The 16,181-nt window shown below is 48.7% G+C and carries 15 protein-coding genes and 1 tRNA gene; 10 read left to right on the top strand and 6 right to left on the bottom strand.

The window, feature by feature from the left end; translation table 11 throughout:
* Positions 1–522 precede the first annotated feature (522 nt).
* Positions 523–610 (bottom strand) — tRNA-Leu (locus AAX04_RS05295).
* A 169-nt stretch (positions 611–779) separates the two neighbouring features.
* Here AAX04_RS05295 and AAX04_RS05290 point away from each other — a divergent pair.
* The 6 genes from AAX04_RS05290 to AAX04_RS05265 all read left to right on the top strand — a co-directional run bounded on the left by AAX04_RS05290 (position 780) and on the right by AAX04_RS05265 (position 6,849).
* The gene (locus AAX04_RS05290; protein ID WP_066795098.1) at positions 780–2,063 is read left to right on the top strand and encodes an amidohydrolase family protein; all 1,284 of its coding nucleotides are present in this window, start codon (positions 780–782) and stop codon (positions 2,061–2,063) included.
* A gap of 144 nt (positions 2,064–2,207) precedes the next feature.
* Positions 2,208–2,840: a hypothetical protein gene (locus tag AAX04_RS05285; RefSeq protein ID WP_066795096.1), complete on the top strand. Its 633-nt coding sequence runs from the start codon at positions 2,208–2,210 to the stop codon at positions 2,838–2,840.
* A gap of 64 nt (positions 2,841–2,904) precedes the next feature.
* Positions 2,905–3,651, top strand: a complete 747-nt coding sequence (locus tag AAX04_RS05280; protein WP_066795093.1) for a hypothetical protein — start codon at positions 2,905–2,907, stop codon at positions 3,649–3,651.
* A 1-nt stretch (position 3,652) separates the two neighbouring features.
* Entirely contained in the window at positions 3,653–4,396 is a 744-nt protein-coding gene (locus tag AAX04_RS05275) for a hypothetical protein (protein WP_156519711.1), read from the top strand.
* The gene (locus AAX04_RS05270) at positions 4,383–5,897 is read left to right on the top strand and encodes a hypothetical protein (RefSeq protein ID WP_156519710.1); all 1,515 of its coding nucleotides are present in this window, start codon (positions 4,383–4,385) and stop codon (positions 5,895–5,897) included. The genes AAX04_RS05275 and AAX04_RS05270 overlap by 14 nt, the downstream gene beginning before the upstream one ends.
* Positions 5,898–6,060: 163 nt before the next feature.
* On the top strand, positions 6,061–6,849 hold the full coding sequence (locus AAX04_RS05265; protein ID WP_066795115.1) for a PD-(D/E)XK nuclease family protein: 789 nt from the start codon (positions 6,061–6,063) through the stop codon (positions 6,847–6,849).
* Between the two features lie 28 nt (positions 6,850–6,877).
* Here the strand turns inward: AAX04_RS05265 and glyS are convergent, their stop codons facing one another.
* Positions 6,878–8,656, bottom strand: coding sequence for a glycine--tRNA ligase (gene glyS / locus AAX04_RS05260; RefSeq protein ID WP_066795086.1), 1,779 nt, complete (start codon positions 8,654–8,656; stop codon positions 6,878–6,880).
* A 125-nt stretch (positions 8,657–8,781) separates the two neighbouring features.
* Positions 8,782–10,158, bottom strand: a complete 1,377-nt coding sequence (locus tag AAX04_RS05255; protein ID WP_066795084.1) for a glycosyltransferase family 2 protein — start codon at positions 10,156–10,158, stop codon at positions 8,782–8,784.
* An 82-nt stretch (positions 10,159–10,240) separates the two neighbouring features.
* On the opposite strand from AAX04_RS05255, the gene AAX04_RS05250 reads away from it, so the two are divergent.
* A complete protein-coding gene (locus tag AAX04_RS05250) occupies positions 10,241–11,152 on the top strand; it encodes a fumarylacetoacetate hydrolase family protein (RefSeq protein ID WP_066795113.1) in 912 nt (303 codons plus the stop codon).
* Here the strand turns inward: AAX04_RS05250 and AAX04_RS05245 are convergent.
* Positions 11,139–12,770 (bottom strand): CTP synthase, encoded by a 1,632-nt coding sequence (locus AAX04_RS05245; protein WP_066795081.1) that lies wholly within the window; start codon positions 12,768–12,770, stop codon positions 11,139–11,141. The two genes, AAX04_RS05250 and AAX04_RS05245, sit on opposite strands and share 14 nt — an antisense overlap.
* A gap of 91 nt (positions 12,771–12,861) precedes the next feature.
* Between AAX04_RS05245 and AAX04_RS05240 the strand changes: the two genes are divergently transcribed.
* Genes AAX04_RS05240 through AAX04_RS05230 form a run of 3 tightly spaced genes read left to right on the top strand, consistent with a single transcriptional unit; the run spans position 12,862 to position 13,817 of the window.
* Complete coding sequence (locus tag AAX04_RS05240) at positions 12,862–13,161, top strand: hypothetical protein (RefSeq protein WP_066795078.1); 300 nt, start codon at positions 12,862–12,864, stop codon at positions 13,159–13,161.
* Entirely contained in the window at positions 13,142–13,456 is a 315-nt protein-coding gene (locus AAX04_RS05235; RefSeq protein ID WP_066795075.1) for a hypothetical protein, read from the top strand. Before AAX04_RS05240 ends, AAX04_RS05235 begins: the two co-directional genes overlap by 20 nt.
* A complete protein-coding gene (locus AAX04_RS05230) occupies positions 13,446–13,817 on the top strand; it encodes a hypothetical protein (RefSeq protein WP_066795072.1) in 372 nt (123 codons plus the stop codon). Before AAX04_RS05235 ends, AAX04_RS05230 begins: the two co-directional genes overlap by 11 nt.
* A gap of 1 nt (position 13,818) precedes the next feature.
* Here AAX04_RS05230 and AAX04_RS05225 read toward each other — a convergent pair whose 3' ends face one another.
* On the bottom strand, positions 13,819–14,751 hold the full coding sequence (locus AAX04_RS05225; protein ID WP_066795069.1) for a carbohydrate kinase family protein: 933 nt from the start codon (positions 14,749–14,751) through the stop codon (positions 13,819–13,821).
* Positions 14,752–14,755: 4 nt separating this feature from the next.
* The gene (locus AAX04_RS05220; protein ID WP_238377810.1) at positions 14,756–16,030 is read right to left on the bottom strand and encodes an MFS transporter; all 1,275 of its coding nucleotides are present in this window, start codon (positions 16,028–16,030) and stop codon (positions 14,756–14,758) included.
* Positions 16,031–16,181 lie beyond the last annotated feature (151 nt).

Raw genomic sequence — 16,181 nt, 5'->3', positions numbered from 1 at the left:
GAACCTAAACCTAGTCCTAACATACTTGTACACCGTGAGCGAAGACCTAGCAATGGCACTGTTAATCTATGAGGCCAAGGATGGCTTATTCGAAAAGGCAATAGAAGAATTAAGAAAAGGAGGAGCAGTGGTAAGAGAAGCATACGAAATAAAGATCACTAAAGCAGTAACCTAACTACTGAGGATACCTAACAATGGTCAGGTCTCGCCCTTAAAGGACAGGGAGGAGGTCGTTTCAGAGTTCGGTTCCCTAGGATGTAATGTTTATATCACATGTTAGCAGTTAATTATTTCGCAGTGATGGGTTATTATAGATAGGTAGGTATTTAATTTCTACCAGTTCTCCAACTCCTCACGCAAGCTTCAGTATTAATAACTTAGCTGAGTTAAGCATCGATGCTGGTGATTATGAGGTAACGTTGGTGTTAGTGAGAGCGATAGCATACCGTGTCTCTATACGCATGGTGGTTCATGTCGGTATTCATGATCGAGGAAATTGAATGTTAGGAGGTTTATTCTTCATGGTGCGGGGGGTGGGATTTGAACCCACGCAGGCCTACGCCAACGGATCTTGAGTCCGCCCCCTTTGACCAGGCTCGGGCACCCCCGCTGGGGTTTGGCTTTGGTTATACCCTTTAAACTTTTCCTCATAACGGCATTAAGCTTCGTGTTAGATGTTGCTTGATTTACCGTGGTGGGTTAGGGCTGCTGAGTGTTCTTCTAGTTAATTCGTAGTAGGTTTTGGTCAATGCTTAAAAGGAAGGGTTTACTGGTGTTTTATGCTTGATGTGGTTGGGTCTATTCCTATTGTTGACACTCATGAGCATCTTGAGGCTGAGGTTGATAGGCTGTCTAGGGTTCAAGATCCTTTATCAAACTTCATGCACTATGTTTGTGATGACTTCTTCGCCCAGGGTATGACGCCTGAGGAGTATGCCATACTTACTGATCGTGGGAGGCCTTGGGAGGAGAGGTGGCCTGTATTTGAGAGGTATTGGGATTACGCCAAGACCACTGGGTATGGTTTGGCGCTTAGGATTGCTATTAGGGAGCTTTACGGCATAGGCGACTTGACTAGGGACACTTACCCGAAGTTGGTTGAGGCTGTTAAGAATAGGGCTACTAAGGGGTTCTACAGGTGGGTCCTTGAGAGGGCTAACATTAGGAGGGTTATAATTGATCATGGTGATAACACAGGTGAGTCACTGCCTAAGTTTGATAGGGACCTATTCACCGGTGTTATTAGGTATGAGGGTATTGTTTTCATTAAGAATTGGCGTGACTTAGCCAACGCCTCAAGGAGACTTAAGGCTCCTATACACAACCTAAGTGACCTTGAGTCAGCCTTCAGGAGGTACATTAGGGAGACCCTACCAAACTTCGTGGGTGTGAAAACCTCCTACCCGGCGTATTGGCAATCACTAAAGTTCGAGTACGCCACGTTTAATGAGGCTGAGTATGCGCTTAAGGCCGTTATTCAAGGTAAGGAGGGTTTTAGGGACTATGCACCATCACTAGACACGGTTAAGCCACTTCAAGACTACCTATTCAGGGTAATGCTTAGTGAGATTGAGGCCTTGGGTAAGCCATTTCAAATACACACGGGCATTCAATCAAGCTGCAACGCCGATGGAACACCAACAAACGCAGTCTACAACGCAAATCCAACACTCCTCATAAACCTGTTTAGGGAGTATCCTAGCGTCAAGTTCATCCTGTTTCATGCCAGTTACCCGTACTCCAGGGAGGCTGGTGTTTTGGCTAAGCAGTGGCCCAACGTCTACCTCGACTTATGTTGGATGCATGAGATTAACCCAAAGGCGTACGAGGATATCCTAAGCGAATGGCTCGAACTAGTACCGAACAATAAAATAATGGCATTCGGGGGAGACTACGGATACATAGAAGGAACCTACGGAGCATCAAGAATAGCTAGACAAGCAGTGGCAAGGGTAATACAGGAGAAGGTGGACAAGGGGCACTGGGACAAGGAAGACGCAGAAAAAGTAGCAGGAAGAATACTAAGACAAAACGCAGAAGCAGTATTTAAACTAACCCAATAAACTTAGATTGCTCTAAAAGTAAATTGTGACTCATTTTTGGTTTATATAAAAATCCCAAACTTATTAGATCATTAAAACGCATTTTAAACAATTGCACAGATAAATCGTTAAGTTTTTAAAAGTTCAACTAAAAGGCATTTTAGTATGGTGAATCGTAGGAGGGGAGTGTTGATAGTGGGCTTAGCGGTGGTGGCTGCAGTGGCGTCAATAGTGCTAGCTGACGTAATCTTCGTATACACGGGGACTATAAACGCATACAACATAAGGTCACCGTTGATATTTGACTCAGGCCCAAATGCACCCCCAGCCAGTTCAGCGGCGGCGCCGTACGTGTCCTTTTCACAGACCGGTACAGGCTTCACAGTTAACCTAGCAATCACCAATGCCTCAGCCATATACTACTACGAGGTTGGTCAACTAACGGTAACCGCCAATGGATTCCTCTACGTCAATGATGCAACTATTACGGGTAGTGCAGGTATAGGTGCGTTATACATCTACATAACACCAACCAGCAACCCTAGCTCGCCAGTATGCACCATAACGCTAACCTACTCAAGTGGCAGCTTGACAGCAAGCTACTCAGGAAGTAGTTCAACTAATAATGGGTGTAGTTTACTTGCCGGAACATACTACATAAATATAAAGGTTGTTCCAATCACGCCACTACCGGCCTCATCAGTCTTATCAATCAGTGGCGCAAGTTTATACGAATCAATAACCGTTAACTTCGGCTATAATGTAGTAAACAACGGGCAGGTCACGGTGCCTTCCTAATGTGGTGATGTAACTTGTGGCTTCAAAATACCTTAAAAATTTCCTTATTTATTCCACAGCCTTAGTGGTTATTAGTCTACTTCTGATTGTGTGGACTGCTCAACTTGTACCAACCCTAATTAGGTTCGTAACTCTAACGGGGGTTCCCTATGTTCAAGTGGCGTCTATTAACGTTACCGCTAATGGCGTGTTCATATCATTAACAGTGGTTAATAATGATTCCTTAGGCTTTAAACCAACCGGTGGCTGGGTTGAGGTGATGGATACTGGTCAATTCGGTGTAGTTAATGAAACAAGCCGTTCGCTCACGGCCGTAGTACCGTTAACTAGCCGGTGGCTCAGCTTAGGTAGTGTTGGGGTTAGGGGTTTAATTAACGGTTACCTGAGCGGTAACCCAGCGTACATAGCCTTCTTTGATGTTATACCAGTTCACGTGGTTAACTACATTGATGTATCGGGGATTAGCTATAATGATTGCGTCATCACTGTGACGCTGAACGCAAGTTTAGTGGTTCCCATTGTTATCAATACTGTCAGTAACATGAGCCTCTTCACTAAGTACACGGCCCAATACGTGTTCAACACGTTAACAACATATAGCATTAACATTAAGGTGCCTTCAGGTAACCACCTGGTTAACTTAACCATACCCATTAAGTCTGGGCCTAATGTTTACGCCTTCTCATGCAGCCTAAGCAACAACACTACCTACGTCCTTTACATGCCTACCATAATAACCTATGAATTTCCCAATGGGAATGAGACTACGAGTAGGTTATTCATATACGTCTTCACGTATAGGGGTGGTTAATGTGAGACTTGAAGCCGTAATACAATTAATAATTGCCGCCTTGTTCGTGGCTTCATGGTTGGTGACCCCTATTTGGGCTATTAAGGGTATTAATTACTCAATTTACCTAACCCCCTTGGGATACGTCGTAATTTTCTTTGGAAATAAGGCACTAGTGCCTCCCCCAACGGTTTTCGCAGTATGGCTATTTGCCCTTGATGCAGGTTTGGTGCCTATTATTTGGCGGAAAACTAGGTACCCACTCTACCTGTCTATGATACTGGCCGTGTTATCGTTGACAATGCTTGTTGACACGGTCCTTTTTCAGCAGAGATACCTACAGGTGAGGGGTTATGTGACATCACCTACGCCCAATGGCTACATATATGTTCAACTACCCCATGTGTCAGTCTTTGAGGTGCCGTTTTACATACTCCTAGCGTTGGTGGTAATCACCGTGGTTAACTCAGTTACTGGAGCTAAGTGGACCAATGTGCAGGTTATAATTAGGCGAAGGAAAATCACCGGTGGTAATCAACTGGACATTATCAAGGGGGTGTTAGATAGGGTTGGGGTTAAGTATGAAGATGTTGATAATGGGGTTAGGGTAGGTGGGACTATGGTGCTGCTGAAAGGTAATTCGTTAATTCTAGTTAAGGATTCCATTGAAACTGAGGTTAGCCCTGATGTTGCGCTAGCCGAGTTAGTCAAGGCTGGGGCTGACCAATTGATTAGGACTGCTGGGGATGATTATGAAGGTGAGTAGGGTCCTGCTAATAGCTCTATGCATAATGGCGCTGGTATTGGTAATCAAAGCTGATGTAGTATTCACATACATTGGATTAATTAATGTGTACGTAATTAAATCACCAATAACCGTGGTACCTGGGCAATGCCCATGCGGTTGCTCCTCATGGTCACAAACAAACAATGGCTTCACTACGGCAATAACAGCCTACACACTTAGCATGACTAGTGGTTACGTATTAACCACACCATTTGTTCAATTCAACACTGCCACAGGGGGCACACTAACAATGACCCTTACCCCAAGCAAGTACTTGACTAATGATTACGTGAACGGCACAATAATATACCCAACACCGGGAAGCTTCAGCCTTGGTGTTGGTAATTACCTATTGATACAAAAACTAACCCTAAACACGGCTGTGTCAAGTACTTCAATAACGCTGAGTGGTCAGTATAACTACACACCAACGCCCGGAGTAACATTCCAGTACTCGTTCAGTGAGACCATAAATCCACCTAGTGCCAACGTAATGAACCTACTCAACGGTTTACAAGCCTTCTACGTACCGCACGTGTACCAGGGCGACAATGGAGGTACACCAACAAATCAATGGCCAGTGTATTATGGGCCATCGACAGCGAGCCAGTACTGGAGCTACATATCAACTAGTATAAACCAGCCCGTGCTTAAGATGGTTCCCTCAAGTCAATCCTGGTCCTCGGGCGCCATGTTTTGGCAGGAATACTACAGCGGGGGCTTGGTGACAATATCGATGATTGGTACGTACTCTTACAATAACCCATCAGCCTCCGTATACCCGTATGTGGGTGACGGCTACATAATATACCTATTCTTAAAACCAACAATGTGGGGCATAGGCCCACAATACAATTACTCAATACCCTACGTAGCCTCCAACATCCATACGACGGCCATATCTCCAGTGCAGGGTGACGTGATGTTCCCTCAAAGCAGTGGAACCTACATTGTGGTTGAGTGGAATCCACTGTGGCAGTACGCACGTAGCACAAGCGGTGCCACTGGGCAGTGGGACGTATGGTTAGCAACTAACCCAAACGGTATCACGGCATATGTTAGTCCATACCCATCGCCAAACCTCGGTTGGCCATACGCCGGTTGGGATGGTATTGGTACAGGGGCCTTCCAGCCTAACCCTGGTGACTACATATGCATAACCGTTACCTACAACCCAAGCACAAACACCCTCAGCGGCGTGGCCTATGACATGAATACTGGGCAGTCGGCAAGCTTCACACTAAACCTAAACGGCTACTACACACCACCGGGCAGTGGGTCTTACGTGTTTGGGGTTGATGGGACTAATGGCGCTGGGCAGGCCAATTGGGCCATCGTTTACGTGAATTACCTAAACATAGCGGGCATAGGTGCAGGTAATACTCGCTTAGGCACGCAGATAGGCATGCAAACCACCACATCCATTAGTTACCTAACTGTAACCGGGAATAGGTCATCCATCCATGTGCACATTAGCTAGGTGCAACCATCATCATGGCATTGGTCAAGTCTCATCCTTTAGGATGGGGTTATTTGCTTGAGGTTTTGGTGTGCCGGTTGGTGTTTTGTTTCTTCACCTCAATAGGGCAGGGGGGAGTCATAAGGTTTATAACTCACTGGCAATGCATTCAAATGGTGAGTTGGTGAGTTTGGCTGAGGAGATTAAGCGGGTCTTGATGGAGCACCCGGAGATCCTAGTGGAGGTTCTCACGGCTAAGCCGGAGGTAATCTATGAGGCGCTGGCTAAGTTAACTCCCTGGCAGAACCTGGCCACAAAGGACGACTTGAAGAGGTTAGAGGAGAAGATGGCTACAAAGGAGGACCTGAAGAAATTGGAAGAGAAGATGGCGACTAAGGAGGAATTGAAGAGGTTGGAGGAAAGAGTGAATAGTATTGAGGAAAGAATGGCGACCAAGGAGGATTTAAAGAGACTGGAGGAAAGGATGGCAACTAAGGAGGAGTTGAGGGCGGTCGAGACATCCCTTAGAGAGGATATGAGGAAGGTTGAGGCATCCCTCAGGGAGGATATGAGGAGACTCTGGCTTGCACTAAACGCCCTGGGCGCCAGGTGGGGTGTGTTCAGTGAGGATGCATTTAGGAGTGGCGTTAGGGAGCTGCTTAAGGATGCGGGGTATACCGTGGACAGGTGGGTTTATTACGATGATAAAGGCTACGTCTACGGATACCCAAGCGAGGTTGAGTTGGACATAGTCATTAAGGATGGGAGGACCCTAGCCGTTGAGATAACCTCAGCCTTGAAGAGGGGTGACTTACAGCAGATAAGGAGGAAGGTTGAGTTGTTCGGTATGGTTACCAGTAGGAGGGTTGATGCCGTCTACGTGATAACGCCATTCATACATGACAAGAACCCTGACGCTGTGGCCGCTGTGGCAAGCTCCATGGGGATTAACGTGGTGTGGCCCAGGCCATGAGGGTACTGATGTTAACTTAACCTTAAGCCTATTGGCGGCCACCCCTGGTTATTAGGGGTAGGTTCCTCTCCCTGGCTAGTTCATTAATTGGCTTACCCTTGACAAGTTCCCTAATCACATTAACCAGTTCACCCATGCCCACCCTAACCTGCATCCTAGTGTCCCTATCTCTAACCGTGATTGAGTTGTCCTTCAACGTGTCCGTGTCCACGGTTACGGCTAGTGGTGTGCCTAGGCTATCCCACTTGGCGTATCTGGCCCCTATGGTGCCATTGTCATCATAAACGGCTACGATTCCCTCGTTAATTAATGTGTCCCTAATCCCCCTAGCCACCTTAGCTAAGTCATCCCTACTCACTATCGGTAGGACAGCCACCGTGACTGGTGCTATGTCCCTCGGTAGCTTAAGCACAACCCTCCCCTCGATGGTTGTGTAGGCGTTTTCGAGGGTCACGTAGATTATCCTATCCACGCCGAAGGATGGCTCAACCACGTGCGGTATGAACCTTTCCGTGTTGATTCTCCTCTGCTCAACCTTAACGAAGACCATGTCCCTAGTCACCCTATAGCCATTAACGATGGCCTCACCCCTATTGGTCAACTCCTCAGCCAGTTCCTTGGCATTAACCCCAGCCAGCGCCCTTAGGACTAGGGGGGCTTGTTCACCGTAAACCTCCCTGATCCTGGATGGGTTTGGGTAAACCCTATACTCCTCAACGATCCTAGGCTCCTTAAGTCTCCTAACCGCTGAAATATCCTGCCCACTGTAGGTGGCGTGCCTACTCAGGTCATAGTCACCCCTGTAGGCGTGTCCACTAACCTCAAGCCACCCGAAGCGCTCCGTCTTAACCAACTGGTCGTACACCATCCTTGCGTAGTGGGCTCTCTCATTGGGTAGCTTAGCCATGAACAGCTGCCTCTCCCAGGGCACCCCAAGGCCTTCGAGGAATTTGACGGCCAGGGCCATGTAGAAGGCCATCCACTCATTAGCTACATAACCCCTCTCAGCAGCCTCACCTGGCCTAACAACCCTAGGCTCACTAACACCCTTGGCCACGTCCTCCTCGGTTAGTAGCCTCAACTCAACGTCCTCGACGTCACCTAGGTATGGGCATGAGCTGCTTTGGGGGTCGAAGAAGAGTTCAATCTCCATCTGCGAAAACTCCCTCAACCTAGCCAACCCCTGCCTAGGCGATATCTCATTCCTACCCACCTTGCCGATCTGGGCCACGGCAATGGGTAGCTTCCCCATCACCCTGTATATCCTGTTAAAGTTGACGAACATGCCCTGAGCCGTCTCTGGCCTCAGGTAGCCTGTGTTCTCACTGTAGGGGCCTATGGTTGTTTTAAACAGTAGGTTAAACCTCTGAACGCTGGTTAACTCGCCACCGCAAACTGGGCACTTAATTCCATGCTTCCTGATTAAGCTTGTTAACTCCTCCTCATTAAGGCCCTCCGTCTTGACCTTAATCCCCCTCTTCCCCAACTCCTCCTCAATGAGGTGGTCAGCCCTGTACTTGCGGCCGCATTTACTGCAGGTTACCAGGTAGTCGGTGAAGTTCTCGACATGACCACTGGCCTCGAAGACTATGCCGGGCATTATCATGGGTGTTTCCACCTCGTACGTGAAGTCTATGTAAGGCAGTATGAACATCCTCCTCCACTTCTCCACAATATTCCTCTTCAGTAGGACGCCCAACATGCCGTAGTCGTAGAAGCCGCCCACCTCCACCTTACCCCTGTAAATGTCGAAACTCGGCCAGTAGTAGCCTAACTCCGCTATCACCTCATCAAATTTATCCGACACGGAGGCTCAGGTTGAGGGGGCTTAAATGCTTTCCTAAGCCCAACCAGGTTAATCATTGAGGTAACTAGGGAAATTGCTACGTTGAATGTAGATTAGCATTGTGTTACGTGAGAAACCTTACCCATTCATAGTATCTCCCTGGCGAACTTGTAGTGAACATAAATGTAGGGTGCATCGCCAACAGCAGCCCATAGGGCCGATGCTAAGTAGCCGTGGAGCAGGTTTAGGGTTAGGAGTAGTGTGAATAGTACCAGCATTATGGTCTCAATGGGCGGTGACTTGATGATGGCTAAACCACCCTTGGGCGTCACATCCCAACCCCTGAACCGAAGCCCCAACAACCCCCTTACGTATGAGTAAAGGACCTGTAGACCCATGGCCATTACCATTGCCGATGACCTGCCGGCGGAGTACATGTTTAAGCCCCCCTCCCCATGCCTAAGCGGTATGTAGCCGTAGATGAACGCTAGTGCACCGTATAGGAGTAGTAGCGGTAGTGTAACTAGCCCCACGAGACCCCTCAGGGCCAGTGATGAGGCGCTCACGATTAGGCTACTTAAAACAAAGAGTCCTGGGGTTATGTATTGGGTTAGGAGCATTAAAGCATCCAACTTGACCCTAGCCTCAGCTCTACTCCTCAGTAACTTGCCCATCATCCTCCTTAACGCGTCGGCCACCCCATAGGCCCATTTACTCTGTTGGAACTTAAAGACGCTGTAAGTTCTGGGGTTCTCCACGCCGACCACTTCACCATCGATGAAGTCCACGTCGTAACCCCTTGAAATTAACTTAAGCCATACATATATGTCATCCTGGGGGCCGCTACCACCCCAGGCATCAACATCCTTAAGCGCACTTGCCTTAAACACAGTGCCGGTCCCAACAACAAGCGCAGGTAGACCCCTGACCCTCCTACCACCCTGTATAGTGTCAACTGCCAGCTTCATTGATGCTGAAACGGCCTCTGAGACTAAGGTGTCCCTATTATAACCATACCACCTACCGGCCACGGCAGCCACATGCTTTTTCATTAGGCTGCAGGCGTCTATGGGGAGGTTTGGGTCTATGAGCGAGTCCACGTCCATGGTTAACACGTAGTCGCCGCTTGAGTGTCTGAATCCATAGTCAAGGGCCCCAGCCTTCCCAGCTTGCTTAACAGTTCTCCTAAGCACCTTAACGTTACCCCCAATGCCGTTGAGGCTGCGCCTAAGCTCATTAACGTAATCCTCCTCATCATCAGACACCACTACGACCTCAATGGGGCCAGGCCAGTTAAAACCCAGTGCCCTCTTGACAGCGTTAACAACAGTGCTTAACTGCTCATGCCACGTCGGTATTATCACGCTTAAGGTGCCGCCGTTAATGCATTCACTGGGTTTAATATTCCGTATCCCCCTTTTCCTGTAGGTTACGTAATTGTGCACGTCGTATATTAATACTGCTATTGGGTGAAGCGTCAATATCGCCACTACGGCTGTGGTAACGATGAGGGGGGTGGTCATACTTCAGTGTCATGGTTGCTTGGTATTTAACGATTATTCAATTGGGTTAATGCTTATTTACAACTGGCTACTGGGCTCAGTTATGAGGCTGTTAACCTTTGAGGTTAATGGGGTTGTTAAGGTTGGCCTATACACAGGCAGGGGCATAGTGGACTTACCCAAGGCCTACCTGGCAATTTACGAGGCTGAGTCGGCGCCGGACTTCCTTTACTCAATGAGGAGGTTGATTGAGAGTGGTGAGCCGGCCCTTAGGCTCATTAGCGAGCTGGGTGATAGGGCTATTAAGTCTGGTAGGGGGGACTTGCTCATTAACCCGGCTTCAATTAACTGGCTTCCACCTGTAACCGACCCGGAGAAGATTCTTTGCGTTGCGGTTAATTATAGGGCTCATGGTGAGGAGAGTAGTACAAAGCCCCCTGAGAGGCCTTACTTCTTCCCTAAGTTCAGGAATGCGTTGATTGGTAATGGGCAACCCATAGTTAAGCCTAAGGCGTCCAATAAGGTTGATTGGGAGGTTGAGCTTGGTGTGGTTATTGGGAGGAGGGGTAAGTACATTGATGTTAAGGATGCCCTCAACCACGTCTTCGGCTACGTGGTGACTAACGACATATCCATGAGGGATTGGCAGTTCCCATCAATGGACCAGTTCGGCATGGATTGGATACACGGTAAGTCCATGGATGGGGCAATGCCCGTCGGCCCATACGTGGTCACCAGGGATGAGGTACCTGACCCACACAACCTCAGGCTCACCCTTAGGGTTAATGGTGTTGTGGAGCAGGATGGAAACACAAGGGACTTAATATTCAAGATACCTGAACTAATACACTGGGCATCCCAGGGCATTACCCTTAAGCCCGGTGACTACATATCCACGGGGACCCCTGCCGGTGTCGGCTTCCCGAAGGGTAAGTTCCTTAAGCACGGTGACGTGGTTGAGGCTGAGGTTGAGGGCATTGGCCTACTCAGGAATCCCGTGGTTAATGAGGAGTAACACCGGTGTAGGGTGACGGTTCACCGCGCCTCCAGGATAAGGCAGCCTTAAGTAGGGCTAGGAATAATGGGTGGGGTCTCGTTAACCTACTCCTGAATTCTGGGTGGAATTGGGTTGCTATGAAGAAGTAGTGGTTGTGGAGTTCAATGGCCTCAACCCTAGGTACATCAGCCCTCATGGCCGAGAACACTAACCCAGCCTCCTGAAGCTGCTTAAAGTACCTCGGGTTAACCTCATACCTGTGCCTATGTCTCTCCTTAATCCTCAGGGAACCGTAAACCCTATGCATGATGCTGCCCTCAACAATGTTAATATCCCTATTACCGAGTATCATGGTCCCACCCATTTTATCGATGCCCTTCTCCTCCGGTGTTATGTCTATGACTGGGTTAGCTGTGTCGGGGTTGACCTCGGTGGTGTGGGCATCCTTAAGACCAAGCACGTCCCTTGCGTACTCCACCACCGACAGTTGCATGCCGTAGCAAATGCCCAACATGGGTATGTTGTTCTCCCTGGCGTGCCTAATGGTCATAATCTTCCCCTCAACCCCCCTGGCGCCGAAGCCTGGGAGTATGATGTAGGCGTCGGTCTCCATCTTAGTGAGTACATCTGGGTCCTTCTCCACCTCCTCTGAGTCACACCAAATTATCCTAGGCTTAACCCCCAGCCAGGCCGCCGCATGCTTAATAGCCTCAACGATGCTTATGTAGGAGTCCCTCAACTTAACGTACTTACCGCATAACGTTACCCTAACCTCCTCCGTGGCGTTAATCATTGCATCAACCAACTTGGGCCAGTCACCCCAATTAGGCTCATTCACCTTAGCCCTAAGCAGCTCGGTGAGGCTATCACCCAACCCCTGTTCATCAAGTATCAGGGGTACCCTGTATATGGTGTCTACGTTGTAGGAGTTGAATATGAGTCGCTGGGGCACGTTGGTGAACAGGGATACCTTAGCCTTAACATCACTGCTTATGGGTTTGGTTGACCTAACCACTATTATGTCGGGTTGTATCCCAACCCTCCTAAGCTCCATGACGCTGTGTTGGAGTGGCTTTGTCTTGAACTCGTCGGTTACGTCAAGTATCAGCACCGGCGCCACGTGAACAAACGCAACCCTACCATTCTCCTCAAGCCTCATCTGCCTAGCGGCCTCTAGGAATGGTAGGCTCTCGTAATCACCCACAGTGCCCCCTATCTCAACCACCACCACGTCCCAGCCCTCACTGGCTATTGACCTAATCCTAGCCTTAATCTCATTGGTTACGTGTGGGATTAACTGGACGGTCTGCCCCAGGTAGGACCCCTTCCGCTCATTGTTAATGACGCTTAGGTAAACCTGCCCGGAGGTTATATTGTGGTTCTTGGATAGTTCAACGTCGAGGAACCTTTCATAGTGCCCAAGGTCAAGGTCCGTTTCGCCACCATCGGCGGTTACGTAAACCTCACCATGTTGGTAGGGGTTCATTGTACCAGCGTCCACGTTTAAGTATGGGTCTATTTTAATGGCGGTTACCGAGAGGCCCCTAACCTGGAGGATCTTAGCTATGGACGCCGTGGTAATGCCCTTACCAACACTGCTCATTACTCCGCCTGTAATAAAAATGAACGCCGTCATGAAGCTTCATTAATGCGTTGCTTATAAACCTAACGAATTCAAGACCCAGTATCTACGTTACCCTTTTAAGATTCCCAGTGTTGAATGAGCAATGCAGCCACCCTACAATTACCCGTATCAACATGCCCAGGAGCGTAAGGGGAGGGGTTTGGGGTTAGTCTTAATAGCCATTGGCCTAATCTTGATGATAATTGCTGTGGTTTTGGCATACATGGAGTACGTCAATGCCTCACCCCTGGATAAGTACCTTGGTTCAAGTCCAAGCATTAATGGTGTACTTGAGTTAATAGGCTACGTGACCTATAAGTCAGTCTTCATAGTCATCATTGCGTGGATTGGCTCCATGATAATGGCTAGGGGTGTTCAATCCTATGTTGGGCAAGGTCGTTGAGGCATTTCTAATACTCATCCTGGCTATTGAGGTTTTCGCAATGCTGCTCTCAATGGCATCCATTATTAAGGGTGTATCAATAACCGTGAATCAGGTGGGCAACATATACACCACCAGGATATGCCTAAGCAATGTTGCCCCCATGAACGTTGGAATCTACGCGGGTTCAAGCGGTGTGATGCTTCATCCAGGTCAGTACGGCTGCTTGGTCGTTAATTCAACGCAGCTCCTAAGCAACATTACGTTAGCCGTCGGCCTATTCAACGTTACCCTTGGTGTTGGTTATGCCAAGTAGGGTTAAGTCGGTGGTCAGTAATGTAATTGCGGACATAGTACTACTACTGATCCTATACCTACTCTTCAGCCTAATGGGCTACGCAGTCTCATTAACCGGCCTACTATTGGTGGTGGTAGCCGTTGTGGCCGCTGGGGTTAGGTCCATAGTTAAGGGCACTGACCACTCCGTGTTTGCGCTGGTGGCGTCGTTAATCGAGGGTTTGGCCCTACTCTCCCTATTCACCATAAGCATAGGCCCAACCTCGTTCATGGGGGTGACCACCGTGTCCCTGTCACCAACGCTCTACTACATAGTCGCATTGTCAATTGTGGCCTACCTGCTCTACACCATGATTGATGATACGCTTTCCACGGACTAACCTACGGCAGTCTGCGGGTGTTGAGGAACTCGGCAACCGCATTGGGCATGTTGGGGAGGTCCATAATGCTCAATACACCTAACCTAATGGATGCTATCTTGTTTGCGAACCTGCATGAATTAAGGTCACTAAGCCCCCTTAACACACCCATTATGTATGCTGCGTTAAAGGCATCACCAGCCCCAACAGTGGTAATGATTCTACTGGGCTTGGTGGCTGGGCACCTAGTTGCCTCACCACCACTGATGAGTAATGCCCCCTTACCACCTAGCTTAACCACGAAGGTTCCCCCACTCCCCCTCATAAGCCTAATGGAGTCCCTGAACCCTGAGTTGTACAGGGCCTTGGCCTCAGAGTCGTTGAGTAGAATAGCCTTGAAGACTCTGGTTAGGTTAGGTATGTGGCTTCTAATAACGCCAGCCGCCGGCCCTGGGTCAAGGAACAGTGAACTGCCGTCCCTCAACCCAGCTTCAATAATCTTCATGACAGTCTCCCTAACCGTGGCTGAGTGGGGGATGTTGAAGCCACTTATGAAGATTGCCTTAGACTCCTTAACAATGTCCTCATCCGCATCCGTAGGTTTTAAATGCTTACCAGCCCCTATGAAGCCTATGAAGGCGTGCCTCCCCTTATCATCAATTATGTTGTTTGAGATTGAGGTGTAGGCGCCCTTAACCCTCCTTATGAGGCCTGTGTAAACCCCAGCCTCATTAAGCATTTTCATGAGTAATTCAGCTGCGTAATCATCACCAAGCGCATCCACCACAGCTACCTTAAGGCCGAGTTTACTGGCCACCACTGCGACATTGCATGCGCCACCAGGTGATGGTACTGGTTCGCTGGTTAACGCAACATCATTAACCCTAATGGGTAGGTACTTGACCCTGTAGTAGAGGTCAAGGACGCAGTCTGACACCACAAGTAGGTCGAACATATTTTCACTTACCCCAAACCCTCACACTAACCCCCCTCCCGGTCTCGATGCCTGCTATGTACCAAAGGATGCTTGCCGCAGTGCCGACGCTGAATATTGCCGTATCCATTATTAAATACATGTTTATGGGTATGTAGGCTGAGGTGAATATGACTGGTATTGAGCCGCCTAGGGAGATTACCCTCACTAGTGCTGTGAATGTGCCTCTCCTGCTAACTCTCCAGTACTCCGACTTAAGCGTGTCCTCGGTTAGGAAGTAGGCGTTGACCAGTACTGAGAACGTTATGTATAGGGGCCAGAATAGGTTTAGGTTACTTGACCAGTGGTTAACAGTAATGGCGATGGCCAGTGACGTTAAGGACACCCCAACTGATGATGCCAATAGGAGTAGTCTCCTGCTCACTGAATCCGCCAGTAGGCTTATTGGGATGCCGGATGCGAATGAGGCTATTGAGAAGACTAGGATTAACTGGTTGGTTAAACTGGGTAGGAAGTATGGGCCTAGGGTTAGGGCCAGTAGGCTAAAGCCAGCCGTGTAGGCCCACCCAATTAACCCACCCACAAGCACCCTAAGCCACATCGGTGGTTGATTAACGGTAGTAATGGGCCACATGGAGGCACTGCTTCCATTTGCATTCACCTTAAGGAATCTTTCAACCTCTCCAGCGGCCACATCACCCTTACCCACCGCCTCAAGCCACATCACGGACTCAGGCAGCATGCCCCTAATCACGTAGAGTATGGGTACCGTGACCACTAGGGTTAGGCCTATGGCCAGCCTTTGCATCAACACTGATGATAGGTTGAGGAAGGCTAATGCAGATGCCAGTGTGCCACCCAGGTTTGTGAAGTTGAGCACAAGGAAAACGACCCTACTCCTAACCCTCCTTGGGAAGTACTCATGGGTAGCCGCCATAACCGTGTTATACTCCCCACCCGTCGCCATTAGTAGTAGGCTCAGGAACAGTAGTAGCGTAAGGTACCCGCCACCTATTGTTAGGCCAATGGCTCCCACAATGTACATCAGCAACGTTAGATACAAGGTGTTCCTCCTGCCTATTAAATCAGATAAAGGCCCCATGGTGACTCCGCCAATGAGTAGCCATAGGGGTGGCCATATGGTTAATAGGGCTGTCAGGTACCTTGGCACCGAGACCCAGCCGGTTGCTATGTATGATATTGAGTATATGTAGGCCTCAATCATGGTGCTTAAACTAAATGAAACCAGGGCAATTGTGTGAACCAAGCCCCAACCGGACTCCTCAATCACCGAGGACACAAAAATTAGGATAATTATCCTATTTAAAAGCTTTACCTGAACATTAAACAACAATACCTAACACCATCACGTTCAATAATCACTTGAGCTTATCATCATGGCTAACCTATATGGTGTTAGGTAGCATAATCTGAAGAAAACACCACCTAAC

This window comes from Caldivirga sp. MU80 (assembly GCF_001663375.1).
Classification (GTDB): domain Archaea; phylum Thermoproteota; class Thermoprotei; order Thermoproteales; family Thermocladiaceae; genus Caldivirga.
Note: the sequence above shows the minus strand (reverse complement) of the source record. Positions and strands in the feature narration are given on the sequence as shown.